The sequence below is a fragment of the Aquimarina callyspongiae genome (assembly GCF_034322225.1).
Lineage (GTDB): Bacteria > Bacteroidota > Bacteroidia > Flavobacteriales > Flavobacteriaceae > Aquimarina.
Window position 1 is genome coordinate 1,134,090 of the sequence record NZ_JAXLPA010000002.1, and the last position, 18,259, is coordinate 1,152,348.

Here is an 18,259-nt window from a genome sequence, read left to right on the forward strand (position 1 = left end):
GAATTATGCTGATCCTAAAACATGTTTCAGGTTACCAATCATATTTTCCCAAAGCATTTTATTTTCATCCATTTCATCCTCTTCAGAATAATCTGTCACCATTAAAGAAACGTCTTTTGTAATTTCATCAACTTGTATACGTAATTCAAAAAAATAGTCGTTACCGTTTTCTTCATCTTCAACCCACCTGAATTTAATTCTTTCTCCGCTTTTTTTACTTAAAAGCTTCGCATCCTCTTCTGAGTCGTCCCAGATAAATGTAAACAGTTCTCCTCTGGAGTTTACATTATCGGCAAACCATTCAGAAAGTCCAGATGGAGTAGATATATATTGATATAATAACTGTGGAGAAGATTGAACCACAAATTCAAGTTCGTATTTTGTTTTATCTGACATATTAATAATTGTTGGTAAGCCAATATATAGATTAATTATCGACTTTAAAAGGAATTAAAAAAAAAATTAATTCTTCGATATTGTTTGCGTCAATCCATTTTGTTTTTATATTTGCACCCGCCTAAGGAACGATACCAATGTTTCTTTTGGATAATAAATCTGAAATTATGATTTATTAGTATATAAAAAAAGATTTGGCGAGGTAGCTCAGCTGGTTAGAGCGTCGGATTCATAACCCGGAGGTCGGGGGATCGTGCCCCCCTCTCGCTACAAAAAAAGGTTGTCATTTGACAACCTTTTTTCTTTGTTTTTACTCAACCCTTTAGCCTCCTCAACTTAAATTTTTCTCTTTAAGATTATTTCTTGTAAAAGGTTTTTATTCATATTTATTATCATTCTTAGGAAGCAAAGGCAATTAATTGCTGAATGTTTTTTAATTATCCACTCTGTAGGTAATATTTCTATTCGTAATTACAGTACGCATTCCTATTGCCAACGTATATCTTACATTATCAGAAAATGATGTTACTCCTATAAAACCATAAACATTACTCCCTAATGAAACAGCATTAATAATTGGAGTTTCATCATTAAAAACACCATCATTATCGGTATCCACTAATAATCTTAAATCTGATGCCGTAATCGTTCCCAATCCGGTAAGGTCAAATCTAACATCTACACTTCCGACATCAACTGCAGCTCCAGATGTATTAACTTCACTTATTCTCCATACTCTATCTAATCTATTAACAATCTTAGCAGGGATATCTGTTGAATTATTAAACAGTAAACTTCCATTATCATGACCCCACATCAAAAATTCATTATTATTTAAATTTCCAGGATTAAGTATTCTCACAATTCCTGTTCCTTGCGCGTCTGTATGAAGGTTACTTGCATTCATTCTACCAATACCAGCAACATCAAAATCATAATTACCTGCTGCTACATCATCTTCATTATAAACATTTACAGGAATTGAAATACTGGCATATTTGGCACTCAGGTAATTATCCACAATTATAGTCTGTGCAGTATTAAGACTGTTATTATAAAGTATAACTTCAAAGAAATCTCCACTAGCTTCATCTGCGCCAGTAGAATTCCTACCTATTCTATCATACGGTAATCCTGCTGCTGCCGAACCTATATTCAAAACCTGAGTGACACCATTTACTCTTACATCTACATTAGCAGAGCCACCTGTTTTATGATATGATATTATAGAATTTTGATTAAATGGAGAGCCAATAGTAGTAGCATAATCTGCAACTCCGTAACGAGTTATCCCTACTCTACCGGTATTAAACCATTGCTCTACTCTTAATGAAATTGTTGTATTATCAAATAGAGAATGTGAATTCCCTGTATTGACAGGGTTTAAAACAAAATACGTACTTGCATTAGAGAAAGATCCTGCAATTGTACCGTTCATAAATTGAGGGGTTGCCAAACTAGAATTAAAATTAACCGCATTAAAAGCCCCAGTAGTATTATAACTTGGTCGATTTGCTCCTGTTTGATTAAAATTATTATTATTTCCACTAGCGTCTGACCATTGGGATATTGCAGCTCCATTTATAGGGTTATCAGCTATACCTCCATCCGCATCAACATCATCTGACCTTAACCATATCGCAAGAGATGATGTTCCATCAGAAGCTCCTACACCTCCAGGACCGGTTTGTGCATACCCAAAAAAAGAATTAATCAATAGAAAAAAAAGCAGGCAAAAAACATCGTTCAATGTTATTTTATCAAAGTAGATCATTATAAGGGGATTTATGATAAAGATAAAATAAATCTAGTTGTTATATAAAACAATCGATAAATGGTTAAAAAATAGGGGAAGTTGACTAAAATCCTTCTTTAAAGAGCATAAAAAAAGACTGTTTTTTAAACAGTCTTTTTTTATATATTTTAGTTTTTAATCTAATTACATGTCTTTAGTTAATTCACCAATTTGTTTTGATTTGGTCTGAACGTATTTACTCAACTTTTCTATTTCCTCACCAGAGAGCTTAGAAATAAGAGAATTATACTGTTGATTAAGGCTACTACTTGCTTTTCCTAGTTCAAGCAAAGCATCCATATCATCATCTTTAATTGCCTTTTTATACTTAGTTATATATGCTTCATAATCTCTAACATATTTTTTAGCAGCTGCATCACTAAAGGTTGGTGTTCCTGGAGGTAAATCAGATTCTTTTTTCTTAGGTTTCTTTTTAGGAGTTTTTTTCACCTTTTTGACAGGTTCCTCTTCGGTTGTTTCAGTTATTTTAGGAACATCCTCAACCACTTCTTCTACCTCTGGTTGTTCTACCTTAGCATCTTTTTTACAAGAAATCATTGATAAGAGCGTAAAGCACAAAAAGGTTGTCAAAATACTTTTTTTCATAATTGTTTTTTTAGGGTAATTTAATAGTCAGTATAGAAGATTAAATCTATATTTTTTATTCTTAACTACAAAATTTAATCCCTTTTAAATCCAAAATAAATTATTGCAAAAGAGTTTTCAATTCTTCATAGCTTTTTTCTTCTTGAGTACCAGAAATCATATCTTTTACGGTAAATATTTCATTCTCAACTTCTGAGGTTCCGGCTAGTACTACAAATGGGACATTTCTCCTATTCGCATATTTCATTTGTTTAGCCATTTTTACATTATCCGGATATAATTCTGCAATCACTCCATCATTTCTAAGAGATCTAATCGCTTTTGTACAATATAAAGCTTCTGTTTCTCCAAAATTTATAAACAATGCTTTTACTGACGGCGCTACTGTTTCTGGAAACAAATCCAACTCTTCAAGCACCAGATAAATTCTATCCAATCCAAATGATATTCCAACACCACTTATATCTTTAAGTCCAAAAATCCCGGTAAGATCATCATAACGACCGCCACCGCCAATCGACCCCATCTTAACAGTATCTGGTCCAGATACTTCAAAGATTGCTCCAGTATAATAATTTAACCCTCTTGCCAAAGTAACATCCAGATCTAATTGAGCTGTTTTTAATGGCAAATGCTCCATATTATCTACTATAAATTGTAGCTCTTCTATTCCTTCTAATCCTTCTTTTGAAGTATTTAGTAATTCTTTTAACTTACCTATCTTTTCTGCCGTAGTACCCGTAAAACTAAATAATGGTTTTACTTTTTCGATAGCTGATTCAGAAATTCCTTTGGATAACATTTCTTTTTTCACTCCATCTTCTCCAATTTTATCTAATTTATCTAAAGCAACGGTAAAATCAATTAGCTTATCACTAGCTCCAATAACTTCTGCAATACCAGAAAGGATTTTTCTGTTATTCATCTTAATAGTTACTCCTTTTAAGCCTAGCTTATCAAAAACACTATCATAAAGCTGTATAAAATCAACTTCTTGCCATAATGATTTACTTCCAACTACATCTGCATCACATTGGTAAAACTCTCTGAATCTTCCTTTTTGAGGGCGATCTGCTCTCCATACCGGTTGAATCTGATATCTTTTAAAAGGAAATCCTATATCATTTTGATGTTGTACCACATAACGAGCAAAAGGAACCGTAAGATCATATCTAAGTGCTTTTTCGCTTATTTTAGTTGTAATCTTGGTACTATCTTTACTTGTATAAAGTGATTCTTCTACTTTACTTAAATAATCTCCACTATTAAGAATCTTAAAAATCAATCGATCTCCTTCTTCTCCATACTTACCCATTAGTGTTTCACTATTCTCAAAACTTGGTGTTTCGATAGGTTGAAAACCAAATAGCTGAAACTGCTCTTTAATCGTATTCATAATATAACTTCTCTTTGCCACTTCAATTGGCGAAAAGTCTCGAGTCCCTTTTGGTATAGAAGGTTTTTGTGCCATTAAATTAATTTATAGATTAATTTTAACGCTTCAGACTTATAATCCGAAACTTTAAACTTATTAGGGTGTAAATATCTTAAAAAGGATTAAAATTTTAAGTCTCAAAAGGCAAAGAGTTTTATTTCTTTTCATAAAAATCTGGTTTTTTGAGTAACTTTAAAGAGGTTTTGTAGTCTTATCATACAAACCGGTTAATTTACTCACTATGTTTTCACTTTTTAGAGAGAATATTCGAATTGCTTTGGATTCTATTAAAGGCCAGGTATTACGAACCATTCTTACCGTTTTAATTATTGCTATTGGTATTACTGCTTTAGTAGGGATACTTACTTTTTTAGGAGCTTTAGAAAAAACAATAGCCGGAGATTTTGCTTCTATGGGGGCAAATACTTTTAATATACAACGCTACGAATTTGCCACAAGAAATAGTCGTGATAGAGAAAAGATAAATCCAATTATCAATTATCGCAATGTCAAACAGTTTAAAGATAAATTTGTTTATCCTTTTTCTAAAACATCAATATCCTTTACCGGAACCAGAAATGCAGAAGTAAAATTCGAGAACGAAAAAACCGATCCTGAAGTTGCCGTTCTTGGTGTTAACGAAAATTACCTTGAAAATACAGGAACTGAAATTGATAAGGGAAGAAACTTCACCTTTTTTGACATACAAAACAATAATAATGTTTGCTTGATCGGTTCAGATTTTAAGAAAAGTATCTTTAAAAATACAAATCCTGTTGACAAGACAATCAGTATAAGAGGTGTAAAGTTTAAAGTGATTGGTGTTCTTGAAAGTAAAGGAGCTACTTTTAGAAATAATCAGGATTTAAGAGTATTGATACCTTTACAGGTTGCAAGATCTATTTATACATTACCTAATATCAACTATAACATTAGTGTAAAGGTTGATGACAAACAATATCTTGAAGGCGCTCAGGATGAAGCTATCATTACTTTCAGAAATATTAGAGGGTTAAGTCCTGTAGAAGAAAACAATTTTGGATTAGAACGCAGTGATGATCTTATCAACCGTATTTCTAGTATTACTTCTTATCTATATTATGCAGCTATTATTATTAGCATTATAACTATTTTTGGCTCTTCTATTGCTTTGATGAATATCATGTTAGTATCTGTTACAGAACGAACACGTGAGATAGGTGTTCGCAAGGCATTGGGTGCAAAAAAACATACTATTTCTGGTCAATTCTTTCTTGAAACCGTACTTATTGGTCAAATAGGAGGATTAGTAGGTATCATTCTAGGTATTCTCGTAGGGAGTATTGCTGCTTCTATCTCTAGTTTTCAATTTAACATTCCTTGGTTAGCTATTTTTGCTGCTTTTGGCACCTCATTTTTGACCGCCGTAGTATCCGGATTATATCCCGCAATTAAAGCTGCAAGACAAGACCCTATTGAGTCTTTAAGATATGAGTAATTAAGTAATAGTGAGAATTCTTAAGAATTATCAATCAACAACTAAATTATTTTTGCATCAGTTTTTCAAAATATTGATACAAATCTCCTTTGGTAATATTGGCGCCTTGAGCAATTAACTTGAATTTATCCAGGTTAGGATCATCACTGTACTCCTTTGATGCATTATAAAAAACCACTTGATCATCCATCAAATTGTTTCGTAACCAATCATAACCTTCAGGAGTTGTAATATCTATGGTATCATTCTCTACCTTAACAGCAATAAGATGCATCTGATCTTCTTTTAATTCAAAAAGATGAATTTGATCCTTAGAAAAATGCTCCAGATATTTTGCTCCGTCTAGTACTTTTTGCCATACCAGATCACTAAATATATCTATTTCCTCTTCTGCTACTTCGGGTTTATTTGTCTTTATATCATCCCATTCTTTAGCAGTAATAGATTGGGTAGCTAAAAAATTAATAAACTCCTGATGTAATTCTTCTAATTGCTCTTTAGTAAGTCTCTGATATTTCAAATCTCAGTTTATTTTCGATTAAAATGGATGCAAAAGTAATTATTATTATCAAACTGATCTTACTAAAACATAAAGTCTTTATCTTTAAACAACTCACACATCAATTTTACATACTATGAAAGTTTCAAAATACGTATTCATTTCGATTATATGTATTCTCTCTTTACTGAACTCAAGGTCTATTTACTCTCAAAAATTAGCCAAAATGGAGAAGAAAATTATTAAGTCTGTTGAAGCCAATCATCCGTCTGCTATTAAATTTCTGGAAAAAGTAGTCAATATTAATAGCGGTACCATGAATCATCAAGGTGTAAAAAAGGTGGGAATGGTATTTAAAGAACAATTTGATGCGCTGGATTTTAAAACTAACTGGATCAAAATGCCTCCAGAAGTCAATAGAGCTGGCCATTTATTTGCAGAAACTACAGGAAAAAAGGGTAAAAAATTATTATTGATCGGACACTTAGATACTGTATTTGAAAAAGATAGCCCTTTTCAAAAATTCACTGTTGATGGAGATATCGCCTATGGACCGGGTACGAATGATATGAAAGGTGGAGATGTCATTATTTTATACGCCTTAAAGGCTTTGCACGAAAATAATTTACTAAACAATGCCCAGATAATAGTAGCATTTACTGGCGATGAAGAAAGTACAGGTAAACCTTTATCAGTTAGCAGAAAAGATTTAATTGATGCCGCTAAGCGAAGTGATATTGCACTTGGTTTTGAAACATCTACTGGCTTTAATTATGCTACAGTAGCTAGAAGAGGTTCCTCTGGGTGGAAATTAGAAGTAAAAGGAAAAAGAGCACATTCGTCTGGTATTTTTAATAATAAAATAGGTGCTGGAGCAATTTTTGAGGCTTCAAGGATCTTAAATGAATTTTACACCACAGTTAAAGGCGAGGAGTTTTTAACTTTTAATCCCGGAGTGATTCTAGGAGGAACAGAGGTAAGTCTCAATAGTGAATTAAATAAAGGGGAAGCTTTTGGGAAAAGCAATGTAGTTTCTCAAACTGTAGTCGTTGAAGGAGGATTACGATTTATCTCTGAAGAACAAAAAGAAAATGCCCGAGAAAAAATGAGGAAGATTACACAAAATAATCTACCACATACCAGTGCTAAAATAAGCTTTAAAGACAGCTATCCTGCTATGCAACCTACAGATGGCAATCATAATTTATTACAGTTATTAAACGAAGTAAGTCATAATCTTGGACAAGGTGAAGTAGAAGCTTATGATCCTGGAAAAAGAGGTGCTGCAGACACTTCATTTGTAGCTGAATACGTAGATTGTCTCGATGGGTTAGGAACTATGGGAAAAGGAGCTCATACTCCAAAAGAAACCCTTGATCTTACCACATTTGAAGCACTCACCAAAAGAACGGCAATTTTAATCTATAGGTTGATCAACAAATAAAAAAAATCAGTTTTCAAAAATTCGAAAACTGATTTTTAAGTAAAATTAAATATTTGAATTAGCCTAAATTTTTAATTAAATATATATCGTAACCCAACCTGAGCCTGCCATCTTGATTCTAAACTAAAATCATTGGCAAAGGTTTGTGTTTGAGAAGTATCAAAAGTATAAATAGGGTTTTCTCTATTAGTATCAGATGGATCAAAAGACACTCCAACCGGTTGATCGTTTACTGGTATTTCTATAACACCCCAATCAGAGTTAATTAGATTTCCAAAGTTAAGAACATCAATACTTAATTGAATTGTATTGGTTCTCTCTCCTATCTGTATATCATAATCTTGTAAAACCTTAACATCCCACCTACCACGCCAAGGGCTTAAGATAGCATATTTTTCTGCATAATCACCTCTTCGCTCTCTAAGATATTCATCTTGTCGTATATACACCTCAAAAGCAGCTCTTTGCGCCTCTTGTTCAATAGCTGTTCCTGTAAAATTATAAGTATTCAACTCTTGTGTTGTGGGGATGTATATCAGGTCATTTAGCACAGAACCGTCATTATTAATATCTCCAGAATAAGTGTATGAAAACCTTCCTCCTTGCGCATATTCATAAAAAGCTCCCAAAGAAGTCCTCCATTGTTTACGGTTACCATAACTAAATGATTTATTAATCTGCCCAACAATTCTATGCTTGTCACCATAACGAGAAGAAGAACTTACCGCTTGGTTTACATTACCAAAAGCAGGATTTCTATCATAAGCATCACTAGAAATTTCTGCATCCAGAGAACTAGCATCTTCTGCTTCGAGGAAATTATATGCAATACTGGCATATAATCCATTATCAAAACTTTTCTGTAATTTAAAAGACCAGTTAAATGAATATCCAACATTAGTATTTGTAAATACATATGCATTCGTTGTACCGCCAAATTCATTTACCGCTCTATCTGAATCCAAATAAATAGGTCGATTATCTGCACCATTTAAAGTCCCTCTAGGTCTGGACAAACCATAATTACGTACCATTTGCGCATTAATGTCTTCTGTATAAATAAGATCTGTTGAAGCAACAATTCCATTCTTAAACTTATAATCCACTCCTAAGCTATTTCTCCAAACCTGAGGAAATTGAAAATCTGGAGCAGAAGTAGTATAGAAGAAAAAATTAGGATTTGCTACCTGATTACCAATCCACACAAAAGGCAAACGTCCTGTAAAAATACCTGTTCCTCCACGTATTTGTAATGTCTTATCTCCTTTTATATCATAATTAAATCCTAAACGTGGTGAAACCAACAACTTTCTCGATGGTAAATCAAGGCTATTTAAATTAATAGGTGTTCCGTTTTCATCAAAATAAGTAATCCCTGGCTGATAATTACCATCAGGAAAGGTTCCTCCTGCCGCTCTTTCAATATTTTCAGCAATTTTATCTTCTGTATCAAAGTACAACGGTTGATCTACACGCAAACCGTAGGTTAAAGTAAATTTATCATCTATTTTCCATTTATCCTGCGCATAAAATGCTAATTGACCAACATTGGTTTCTGCAAGTGCCCAACCATTATTTGCATTATTTGTATCAAAAACATTTTGAGCATTAGCCAGTGCTGCCGCTATAAGCCCACTATTAATTGCTTCTTCAAAACTTAAGCCTGTTAACGAAGGGTCGTTTCTGACACTAACAAAATCAGGAGCAAAAGTACCCACTCCTCCATTTGCATTAAAAAAAGTATAAACACCTAGATTAAAAGAGTTATCAAATTCAAAGCGCTCAAAACTTCCTCCAAGTGTAATCGTATGATTACCCGTTACGATATTTAAATTATTCGTTACTTGATAGACTTTTTGTTCCAAACGATTATTTATAGAAAATGGTTCATGACCTGCCACAATATATCGCACTCCATCTTGTGCAATATTAATTGGTGGTGCGGGAGTAGAAAATGGATCTCTGCTATCGTCAAAAAAGGTATATCCTGCCTGAAATTTATTCGATATATTGCCTGCAAAATTTGAGTTTAATTCTACTAAAAATGAATTAATCTTATTATTAATCCTATATCCCGAATTTCTAAATTGTAAAGTCGTAAGATCAGGACCTCGACGACCGATTGCTTCACGGTTCGCAGGAAGATCTCTAGATGCATCTAAAAAATTATAAATCAACGCCAAACGGTGATTATCGCTAATATTCCAATCTAACTTTAATATTCCTTTTGTTGATTCCGTAATATGAGTATATCCTTCATAAGGACCTGTTTCATATCCCAATAATCTTAATTGTTCAGAAACATAATCCAAATCTTCTGCAGAGACTCTTGATACATTAGCTCCTGTTAAACCTGGTCTGGAAGCTAAAAAATTAGATCCAAGGTCTTCTCGATCATCTCGTTCAAAATTACCAAAAACAAATAGCTTGTTCTTAATCATTGGTCCGCCTATGCTAAGCCCATATTGTGCTTGAGATAAATCAGGAACTATAATATCATCATCACCCACTTTATCTCCAGTCATATCTTCATTACGATAAAAACCATATACTGTACCCTTCCATTGATTTGTTCCACTTTTTGTAACAGCATTTACAGAAGCACCTGTAAAACCAGCTTGCGTTACATCATAAGGTGCTGTTGATACTTGAATTTGATCTATTGCATCCAATGATATTGGCTGCGCATTTGTTTGTCCTCCTGGTGTAGCTGCATCTAACCCAAAAGGATTATTAAATATTGAACCATCGAGACTAAAATTATTAAACTGATCATTTCTCCCTCCAAAAGAACCATTACTTGACGCAGTAGGCTCCAAGCGATAAAAATCCGCAGCAGAACGGGTAATTGTTGGCAACGATTTTAGTTCTCTGTTACCTATACTCGTTTCTGCGCCTGTACGCTCACTACTAAAAGTAGAATTTTTACCTGTAGTAATTACTACTTCTTCTAGCTGATTAGCATCTTCTACCATTATTACATCTAAATTATAGGTCTGTCCTAATTGAAGAAAAACATCATCAAATACTTTTTTCTTAAAACCTACATAACTGACAGTAATTCGATATGGTCCTCCTACCCTTAAATTGATAAGGTCAAAGCGTCCGTCAAAATTGGTTGTTGCCCCATAAGTGGTTCCTGTTGGAGAATGTATTGCGGTAATATTTGCAGTTGGCAATAATTGATTAGCATTATCATATACCACTCCAGAAATATTGGATGTGGTGACCTGAGAATAGGAAACGAGTGTCACCACCACAAAAATAAGTGTTAGAAGTTTTTTTTTCATTTTTAAGAGTAATTTGTGTGAATTACCGTAAAAGTTAAGCAAAAAAAATCGCCCTATTGGGCGATTTTTTATAATATTATCAAATGGTTATTAACCCATTTATTACTTAGCTTGTGCAATTACTTCAAAAGGAAGTTCAGTAATTACTGCTCTATGAAGACGTACAGATGCTTCATATTGTCCTAAACGCTTAATAGTTCCACCTCTAACAGTGATGAATTTTTTCTCTAATTCAACTCCTTCTTTAGCTAAAGCTTCAGAAACATCTGCATTAGATACTGATCCAAATAATTTGTTACCAGCACCTGCTTTTGCAGCAATTTTAATTTCTAATCCTAAAATTTTCTTAGCTATTTTCTCTGCATCTTCGATTTCTTTCTTTTCTTTAAAAGCACGTTGTTTTAAAGTTTCAGCTAATACTTTCTTTGCAGATGGTGTTGCTAACACGGCAAAACCGTGAGGAATTAAATAGTTACGTCCATAACCATTCTTCACTTCTACCACATCGTTTTCAAATCCTAGATTCTCAACGTCTTTTCTTAATATAAGTTCCATAATGTTATGACGAATTTTATTTTAATAAATCACCAACATAAGGCATTAATGCCAAGTGTCTAGCTCTTTTTACAGCAACACTTACTTTACGTTGATATTTTAAAGAAGTTCCTGTAAGACGACGAGGTAACAATTTACCTTGCTCATTTACAAAAGCCATTAAAAAATCTGGATCTTTATAATCTATATATTTGATTCCTGATTTTTTGAAACGACAATATTTCTTATTTTTTGTAGTATCTATATTAAGAGGAGTAAGATACCTGATCTCTCCATCTTTTTTTCCTTTAGCTTGTTGTTCTATAGATGACATAATTAAGCTTTTTGTTTGTTTCTGTTTCTTCTTTTCTCTGCCCAAGCAATTGCATGCTTATCAAGACGTACAGTAAGGTAACGCATTATTCGCTCATCTCTTCTGAACTCAACTTCTAATGCATTGATAGCCTCACCAGGTACCTGGTATTCAAATAAGTGATAAAAACCACTTTTTTTGTGTTGGATTGCATATGCAAGCTTCTTAAGCCCCCAATCCTCTTTTGATATCATCTTGGCACCGTTAGAAACAAGAATGTCTTCGTATTTCTTAACTGTTTCCTTTATCTGGTCTTCAGATAAAACGGGATTCAAGATGAAAACAGTTTCATAATGATTCATAAAAAATCTATTTTTAATTAAATTTGGCTGCAAAAGTAACACTATTTTTTTGATTTTCAAACATAAAAACCACTTCGATGAAACACCTTTTTTATCGATAAAAAGCTTAAAATGTTTGCGGAAATAATATATATTCAGTAATATTGTATTGAATATTAACCTAAGCAAGTGGAACAATCACAATTAAAATGTGCGGTAGTAGATGATTCCCGCCTCCAAAGATTAGCTATAGTAAAATTAATAGATGAGCACTCTTCTCTTGAATTAGTAGCTGAGTGGAATAATGCTATTGAAACTAAAAACGGTTTACTGGACACACAAGTAGACTTATTATTTTTGGATATTGAAATGCCAATACTCACTGGTTTTGATCTTTTAGATGACCTGGAGAATAAGCCTCATATCATTTTTGTGACCGGAAAGACTAAATATGCTTTCAAAGCTTTTGATTATGATGCTGTAGATTATTTGAGAAAACCTCTCAAAAAAGATCGTTTTAACGCAGCTGTTGAGAAAGCATTAAGTATGTCTCGTTTAAATTCTGAACATGCGGCCATCGAAGATGATGATTATATCTTTGTAAAGAGTAATCTTAAAAAACGTAAAATATTTTTGAGTCAACTTAAATATGTAGAAGCTCTTGGTGATTATGTAAAACTAATCATGGAAGACGGAGATCCTATTGTCGTTTTAGCAACTATGAAATCTTTTGAAGCAGAATTGCCAAGCGATCGTTTCTTAAGAATTCATAAATCCTATATCGTTAATCTGGATAAGGTAGAGCGTTACAATAGTAGAAATATTGAAATTGCTGACGAAAAAATACCTCTAAGTAGACATAAAAAGCATTCTTTAATAGAAGCACTAAACGGCTAGTTAAACGCAGCCCCTTATTTTAATAAGGAATAATATATTACTTTAAAATACTAACAGATCCTACATTCGTAGGATTTGTTGCTTTTATATTACACCTACTTATCCCTTAATAGTTATCTACATTAATAACTATTCTCACTCCAGAAAACTCGCGAATTCCTGAAAAAGAAGTATTTATCTTCTTTATAACATCCTTTGTTTTTTGAAGAGATTGTCCTTGCGGAATTTTTATAAGGATATTTTTATGATATTGATTTCTTATTCTCGCAATTGGAGGGAACTCTGGTCCCAGCACATTTTCTTTAAAAACATTTCTCAAAGATTTTGCTAACCACATCATAGATTCATTTACCTTATTATAATCTTTATGCCTACCCGTAATTTTTATAATTCTATAAAAAGGTGGGTATTTATATTGATGTCTTTCTTCTATCTGATCCTTAAACATTCCATCATAATCATTAACAGATACTTGTTGCAAAATCTGATGATATGGATTATATGTTTGTATCAAAACTTTACCTCGCTTACGGGTTCTTCCAGCTCTTCCAGCTACTTGCTGCATTAACTGAAAACTTCGTTCATGAGCTCTAAAATCTGGGAAATTTAATAAGTTATCAGCATTCATAATACCTACTAAACTTACGTTTCTAAAATCAAGTCCTTTTGTAAGCATTTGAGTCCCTACCAAAATATCAATCTCTCCTTCTTCAAATCTATTAATGATTTTTTCGTATCCGTGCTTACCTCGGGTAGTATCCTGATCCATTCTACCTATACTATGATCAACAAAAATGGATTGTAGTTCTTTTTCTATTTGCTCGGTTCCAAAACCTTTGGTTGACAGTTCTGTACTATTGCAGGCCATACATTGTTGCAACATTGCCATATGATATCCACAATAATGACAACGTAACTGATTGCGATGATTATGATATGTGAGACTTACATCACAATTAGGACATTGAGGTGAATGTCCACAAGTATTACATTCTACAACCGGAGAATATCCTCTTCTATTTTGAAAAAGAATTACCTGCTCTCCTTCTTTTAAAGCTTCTTGAATGGCATTTAATAGTGTATCACTAAAATGCCCATTCATTTCTTTCTTTTTATACTTCGTTTTTATATCTACCAGATTGATCTCTGGCATTAATACATCTCCATATCTTCTGGTAAGTTGTACTAAACCAAATTTTTCTTGTTTGGCATTATAAAAAGTTTCAATTGCCGGAGTAGCCGATCCCAATACCACTCTAGCATTAAACATATTTGCTAAGACAATCGCTGTATCTCTTGCATGATATCTTGGAGCCGGATCGTATTGTTTAAAAGTACTTTCGTGTTCTTCATCCACAATGATTAGTCCTAAATCTGTAAAAGGAAGAAATATGGCTGACCTAGCACCTATAATAACTTGAGCCTTTTCTGCATTATTCTTCACATTATTCCAGGCCTCTACTCTCTCGTTTACAGAGTATTTAGAATGATATACAGTTAGTTTCTCTCCAAAATATTGTTGTAATCTGGTAATTAACTGGGTCGTTAAAGCAATTTCTGGTAATAGATATAAAACTTGTTTTCTCTGTTGAATAATTTCATCAATTAATCTTACATATATTTCTGTCTTACCAGAAGATGTTACTCCGTGTAATAAACAGGCTTTCTTATCATTAAACGTCTCTTTAATCTCTTTAAATGCCTGAAGTTGATATTTATTTAGTTCTTTTATATTATTATCTCCTTCACCCTTAAATTGAACTCGATCGGTTTGTTTGTGAAACTCCTGTAATATATCTTTATTTACAAGTGCTTTTATTACAGCTGCAGTGCTATTTGCTGATTTAATAAGGTCGCTTACTTTTATTCCTTTAGAACTAGTCGCCTGTAATGTAAACAAATGCATTAATACCTCTCGTTGTTTGGGTGCCCTATTCATCTCATCTAATAATGAACGAAGTTTTTCTTCTGATCGATACTCAGGGTGTAGTTGTACGTACCTAACAACCTTGGGTTTATACTGTTCATAAATCTCTTCATGAACGGTAATTACCTCTTTTTCAATTAGTCTTTTAATTACTGGAAGTACATTTTTCTTACTCACAATATCCATTACTTCTTGAATACGAAGTAGGCTTTGATATTGTAATGCTTCATAAATCAAAAATTCATCATCTTTAAGAAGAGAATCATCTATAGTAACCTTATCATTCTTATTTATAATTGTTTCGCTTTCTAATAAAAAAGCACTTGGTAAGGCAGCACGCATAACCTCTCCTCTGGTACACATATAATATGATGCTATCCATGACCACAGTTGTAGTTGATGATCTGTTACGATCGGTGACTCGTCCAGTATGTGTTCTATTTCCTTGGCTTCGTATATTCTAGGAGGGTTCTGATGTACCTTAACAACCAAAGCTGCATAAATTTTACTTTTACCAAATTGGACAGCTACCCGTATACCAGGTTTTAAAAATGCAGCTTCATTTTTATTGACACTATAGGTAAACTCTTTGTCAAGAGGAATAGGAAGAATTACATCTATAAAATATGACATTCAGATTTATACTAGAAAGTAGATTATTTAAGTTTCCCTAGCAAAAATACAAGTTTACAATCGATTAATTACCATGAACTTTATTTGAGTTTAGCAATAAAAAAACCCGACTATCAATTAGTCGGGCCTTATTCACTATATATTTTTATTCTAAATCCAAATTGTTATTTTTTGCTTCCTAGCATTCCTCCTTTTATAATTTGACAAGCAGGTTCATTACCTAACCAAATTTTGAATAATGCATATTTAAAATCACGTCCTTCGATAAACCCAAGTTCTTTTCCGTTTTTATAGGTTTTTACCCCTTTTCCTTTTAAATATACTAAATCATAAAAATCATTTAACTGCATTGGAGAAGAGAATAGTTTTAAGAAATCATCGATTCTTGCATCAAGGGTTTGGGTATTACCAAACATTGCATCATCAAATCCTTTTCTAAATACTTTAATCATTCTCTCATTAGTAACTTTTTTTGATGCAATATTTAATCTAATTGCCATAGTCTCATCAGAATCTAACACTTTTCTATCATCTGAATACTTCTGTTTTGTATATAATGCTCCAGAATATGTTTTAAATGATAATACTTTTCTCATAGCACCGCCGTTAAAGCTTAGCTCTTCTCCATCAAAATTTATGGTGTCCGGTACTACAATATCTCCAATTCTTACTTGAGCTACTGCTGATAGACTAAATAGTAATACAACTGTCAGGGTAATAATTTTTTTCATGGTTTGGTATTTTATTAATTACAGCGGTTTAGTCTATTATAAATTAAAACCTAACCTAATAAAATGTTAAATTATTGATTTTAACCTAAGTATTACTCTCTAACCCACTGCTGAGTGCGGTATAAAAATGCAATGTAACCCCTTACATTTAGTACGTTTGGGTTATCTTCATCTATCCAGATTTTGCAACGATACGTTTTTCCGTTTTCAGGATCCATAATAGTACCGTCTTCATACTCCTCACCATCTTTTTCTAATCCTTTAAGGATTACCATTCCTTCAATTGGTTGATTATAATCTTTTCCTTTACACTCTACACAAAGGTTTCCTCTTTCTGCTTCATCGAGTATTTGAGTGATTTTTCCGTATAGCTTATCTCCTTTTTTATAAATCTCTACAATTGATCTTGGTTTACCGGTATTATCATCTATGGTTTTCCAATTACCAACAATCTGTTCTTGAGCATTCATGTTATAGCTCATTATTATAATTAAAGCAAAAAGAAGTGTTTTAAAAAGATTCATATTAATTAAGATTTGTGTTTAAAGTTTTAATTATTAAGTAATTTTATAAAGCCCAACAAAAAAGGCTATCTGAAAAAAAATCAAATAGCCTTCTTGATATCATATTTATATAAACTAGTTTTATTGTAAACCTAGCATTCCTTTCTTTAAAGCTTCACTTGCAGGCTCATCACCTAACCAAATTTTGAACAAGGCATATTTAAAATCACGTCCTTTTATAAGGCCTAATTCTTTATCATTTTTAAAAGCTTTTACCCCAACATCTTTTACATAAACCAGATCAAAAATATCGTTCTTAACTATTGGTTCTGAAAAGAATCCTATGAATTTTTTTATTCTTTCATCTAATGCTTTTGTATTGCCAAAAGTAGCTTTTTGAAACCCATCTTCTACAGCTTTTATCATCTTTTTCTGGGTTACAAAACCTGAAACAATATTTAATTTAATTGCCATTGTTTCATCTGCATCTAGAATAGCTCTAGGATCTTTATTTTTTCCTTGTAAATAAAGTCCTCCTGCATATAAGTCTATCCAAAGAACTTCTCTTAATCCTGCTCCGTTAAGTTTTAGTTCAGTTTCTGCAAAAGTCTGCTCATAAGGAAGTACGGCTTTACTTCCGACTCTGATTTGCGCGTTTGCCGCTGTAAATGAAATTAGTGCAATTAGTACTAAAGTAATTTTTCTCATCGTATAACAATGGTTTTATTTGGGATGTTAATAAATCTTCTCCAAGGTCTGCAAATATAAACTTTTTTTGTTATGCTTGCATAGCAAAAACAATGTAATTATGTTAAAATTCAGTACTTTATCGCAAAAATAATGCTTTTTATCCTATTTCATCCCTAACATTTCATTTTTTAATCCCTTATCTGCAGGTTTAGTACCCAGCCATATATTAAATAATGCTTTTTTGAAATCAAGTCCCTTAACGTAACCTTTTTCTTTTCCATCTTTATAGATCACACTACCTTTTCCTTTTTCATAAACAATGTCATAGATCTGATCTACTTCTATTTCCTCTTTTATGAATCCTATAAACTTGTCTATTCTATCTTGTAATGGTTCTGTATTACCATTAGTAGCCTTTTTAAAACCATCTCTTAAAGCTCCAGCCATTTTACTTCTAGACATCATTCCTGATTGAATATGCAACTTTATAGCCATAGTCTCATCCGCATTAGCAATTGCCTTTGCATCTTTGCTTTTCTTTTTAAGGTATAATCCTCCTGCATAAATATCAAAAAAGAATTTTTCTCTCATTCCTGCTCCATTAATCACCAAACTCTCTCCGTTAAATGTTACCTGGTCCGGTAATACGGCATCTCCTACTTTAGTCTGAGCTTGTGAAGAAATAATAGTAATTAATGCAAAAAGTAATACGCTTAGTTTTTTCATTTTTAAATAAATTAAGTGTTTG

General features: G+C 32.6%; 17 protein-coding genes and 1 tRNA gene. 4 read left to right on the forward strand and 14 right to left on the reverse strand.

From position 1 onward, the window contains the following. Positions 1-3: 3 nt before the first annotated feature. Positions 4-396 carry an START-like domain-containing protein gene (locus U0D62_RS12150; RefSeq protein WP_322287562.1) on the reverse strand — a complete coding sequence of 131 codons (393 nt, stop codon included), beginning with the start codon at positions 394-396 and terminating at the stop codon, positions 4-6. A gap of 196 nt (positions 397-592) precedes the next feature. Between U0D62_RS12150 and U0D62_RS12155 the strand changes: the two genes are divergently transcribed. Further along, a tRNA-Met gene (locus tag U0D62_RS12155) sits at positions 593-666 on the forward strand. 163 nt (positions 667-829) lie between these two features. On the opposite strand, the gene U0D62_RS12160 is transcribed toward U0D62_RS12155, so the two are convergent. The 3 genes from U0D62_RS12160 to hisS form a co-directional block, all read right to left on the reverse strand. Continuing rightward, entirely contained in the window at positions 830-2,170 is a 1,341-nt protein-coding gene (locus U0D62_RS12160; protein ID WP_322287563.1) for a hypothetical protein, read from the reverse strand. A 165-nt stretch (positions 2,171-2,335) separates the two neighbouring features. Beyond that, the gene (locus tag U0D62_RS12165) at positions 2,336-2,797 is read right to left on the reverse strand and encodes a hypothetical protein (protein ID WP_322287564.1); all 462 of its coding nucleotides are present in this window, start codon (positions 2,795-2,797) and stop codon (positions 2,336-2,338) included. 100 nt (positions 2,798-2,897) lie between these two features. Further along, positions 2,898-4,268 carry a histidine--tRNA ligase gene (hisS, locus tag U0D62_RS12170; RefSeq protein WP_322287565.1) on the reverse strand — a complete coding sequence of 457 codons (1,371 nt, stop codon included), beginning with the start codon at positions 4,266-4,268 and terminating at the stop codon, positions 2,898-2,900. A gap of 205 nt (positions 4,269-4,473) precedes the next feature. Here hisS and U0D62_RS12175 point away from each other — a divergent pair, with 205 nt between their 5' ends. Beyond that, positions 4,474-5,709 carry an ABC transporter permease gene (locus U0D62_RS12175; protein ID WP_322287566.1) on the forward strand — a complete coding sequence of 412 codons (1,236 nt, stop codon included), beginning with the start codon at positions 4,474-4,476 and terminating at the stop codon, positions 5,707-5,709. 46 nt (positions 5,710-5,755) lie between these two features. Here U0D62_RS12175 and U0D62_RS12180 read toward each other — a convergent pair whose 3' ends face one another. Beyond that, positions 5,756-6,229, reverse strand: a complete 474-nt coding sequence (locus U0D62_RS12180; RefSeq protein ID WP_322287567.1) for a DUF6495 family protein — start codon at positions 6,227-6,229, stop codon at positions 5,756-5,758. 205 nt (positions 6,230-6,434) lie between these two features. On the opposite strand from U0D62_RS12180, the gene U0D62_RS12185 reads away from it, so the two are divergent. Then, the gene (locus tag U0D62_RS12185) at positions 6,435-7,652 is read left to right on the forward strand and encodes a M20/M25/M40 family metallo-hydrolase (protein WP_322287568.1); all 1,218 of its coding nucleotides are present in this window, start codon (positions 6,435-6,437) and stop codon (positions 7,650-7,652) included. A 71-nt stretch (positions 7,653-7,723) separates the two neighbouring features. On the opposite strand, the gene U0D62_RS12190 is transcribed toward U0D62_RS12185, so the two are convergent. From U0D62_RS12190 to rpsF, 4 genes are all read right to left on the reverse strand, one after another. Next, entirely contained in the window at positions 7,724-10,942 is a 3,219-nt protein-coding gene (locus U0D62_RS12190) for a TonB-dependent receptor (RefSeq protein ID WP_322287569.1), read from the reverse strand. Positions 10,943-11,044: 102 nt separating this feature from the next. Further along, positions 11,045-11,497 carry a 50S ribosomal protein L9 gene (gene rplI, locus U0D62_RS12195; protein WP_322287570.1) on the reverse strand — a complete coding sequence of 151 codons (453 nt, stop codon included), beginning with the start codon at positions 11,495-11,497 and terminating at the stop codon, positions 11,045-11,047. Positions 11,498-11,513: 16 nt separating this feature from the next. Beyond that, a complete protein-coding gene (gene rpsR, locus U0D62_RS12200) occupies positions 11,514-11,813 on the reverse strand; it encodes a 30S ribosomal protein S18 (protein ID WP_201918229.1) in 300 nt (99 codons plus the stop codon). Beyond that, the gene (rpsF, locus tag U0D62_RS12205) at positions 11,813-12,151 is read right to left on the reverse strand and encodes a 30S ribosomal protein S6 (protein ID WP_322287571.1); all 339 of its coding nucleotides are present in this window, start codon (positions 12,149-12,151) and stop codon (positions 11,813-11,815) included. Before rpsF ends, rpsR begins: the two co-directional genes overlap by 1 nt. 168 nt (positions 12,152-12,319) lie before the next feature. On the opposite strand from rpsF, the gene U0D62_RS12210 reads away from it, so the two are divergent. Further along, positions 12,320-13,027, forward strand: coding sequence for a LytR/AlgR family response regulator transcription factor (locus U0D62_RS12210; protein ID WP_322287572.1), 708 nt, complete (start codon positions 12,320-12,322; stop codon positions 13,025-13,027). A 106-nt stretch (positions 13,028-13,133) separates the two neighbouring features. On the opposite strand, the gene priA is transcribed toward U0D62_RS12210, so the two are convergent. The 5 genes from priA to U0D62_RS12235 all read right to left on the reverse strand — a co-directional run bounded on the left by priA (position 13,134) and on the right by U0D62_RS12235 (position 18,237). Further along, positions 13,134-15,587, reverse strand: a complete 2,454-nt coding sequence (gene priA, locus U0D62_RS12215) for a replication restart helicase PriA (RefSeq protein WP_322287573.1) — start codon at positions 15,585-15,587, stop codon at positions 13,134-13,136. A 164-nt stretch (positions 15,588-15,751) separates the two neighbouring features. Then, positions 15,752-16,318, reverse strand: coding sequence for a chalcone isomerase family protein (locus U0D62_RS12220; RefSeq protein ID WP_322287574.1), 567 nt, complete (start codon positions 16,316-16,318; stop codon positions 15,752-15,754). A gap of 92 nt (positions 16,319-16,410) precedes the next feature. Beyond that, the gene (locus U0D62_RS12225) at positions 16,411-16,842 is read right to left on the reverse strand and encodes a DUF2147 domain-containing protein (protein ID WP_322287575.1); all 432 of its coding nucleotides are present in this window, start codon (positions 16,840-16,842) and stop codon (positions 16,411-16,413) included. 120 nt (positions 16,843-16,962) lie between these two features. After that, a complete protein-coding gene (locus U0D62_RS12230) occupies positions 16,963-17,529 on the reverse strand; it encodes a chalcone isomerase family protein (RefSeq protein WP_322287576.1) in 567 nt (188 codons plus the stop codon). A gap of 144 nt (positions 17,530-17,673) precedes the next feature. Continuing rightward, positions 17,674-18,237 (reverse strand): chalcone isomerase family protein, encoded by a 564-nt coding sequence (locus U0D62_RS12235; RefSeq protein WP_322287577.1) that lies wholly within the window; start codon positions 18,235-18,237, stop codon positions 17,674-17,676. Positions 18,238-18,259 lie beyond the last annotated feature (22 nt).

Excerpts from the sequence above, each read along its gene's own strand:
- U0D62_RS12150 (WP_322287562.1), bottom strand. The coding sequence starts at position 396 with ATGTCAGATAAAACAAAATACGAACTTGAATTTGTGGTTCAATCTTCT.
- U0D62_RS12160 (WP_322287563.1), bottom strand. The coding sequence starts at position 2,170 with ATGATCTACTTTGATAAAATAACATTGAACGATGTTTTTTGCCTGCTT.
- U0D62_RS12165 (WP_322287564.1), bottom strand. The coding sequence starts at position 2,797 with ATGAAAAAAAGTATTTTGACAACCTTTTTGTGCTTTACGCTCTTATCA.
- hisS (WP_322287565.1), bottom strand. The coding sequence starts at position 4,268 with ATGGCACAAAAACCTTCTATACCAAAAGGGACTCGAGACTTTTCGCCA.
- U0D62_RS12175 (WP_322287566.1), top strand. The coding sequence starts at position 4,474 with ATGTTTTCACTTTTTAGAGAGAATATTCGAATTGCTTTGGATTCTATT.
- U0D62_RS12185 (WP_322287568.1), top strand. The coding sequence starts at position 6,435 with ATGGAGAAGAAAATTATTAAGTCTGTTGAAGCCAATCATCCGTCTGCT.
- U0D62_RS12190 (WP_322287569.1), bottom strand. The coding sequence starts at position 10,942 with ATGAAAAAAAAACTTCTAACACTTATTTTTGTGGTGGTGACACTCGTT.
- rplI (WP_322287570.1), bottom strand. The coding sequence starts at position 11,497 with ATGGAACTTATATTAAGAAAAGACGTTGAGAATCTAGGATTTGAAAAC.
- rpsF (WP_322287571.1), bottom strand. The coding sequence starts at position 12,151 with ATGAATCATTATGAAACTGTTTTCATCTTGAATCCCGTTTTATCTGAA.
- priA (WP_322287573.1), bottom strand. The coding sequence starts at position 15,587 with ATGTCATATTTTATAGATGTAATTCTTCCTATTCCTCTTGACAAAGAG.
- U0D62_RS12220 (WP_322287574.1), bottom strand. The coding sequence starts at position 16,318 with ATGAAAAAAATTATTACCCTGACAGTTGTATTACTATTTAGTCTATCA.
- U0D62_RS12225 (WP_322287575.1), bottom strand. The coding sequence starts at position 16,842 with ATGAATCTTTTTAAAACACTTCTTTTTGCTTTAATTATAATAATGAGC.
- U0D62_RS12230 (WP_322287576.1), bottom strand. The coding sequence starts at position 17,529 with ATGAGAAAAATTACTTTAGTACTAATTGCACTAATTTCATTTACAGCG.
- U0D62_RS12235 (WP_322287577.1), bottom strand. The coding sequence starts at position 18,237 with ATGAAAAAACTAAGCGTATTACTTTTTGCATTAATTACTATTATTTCT.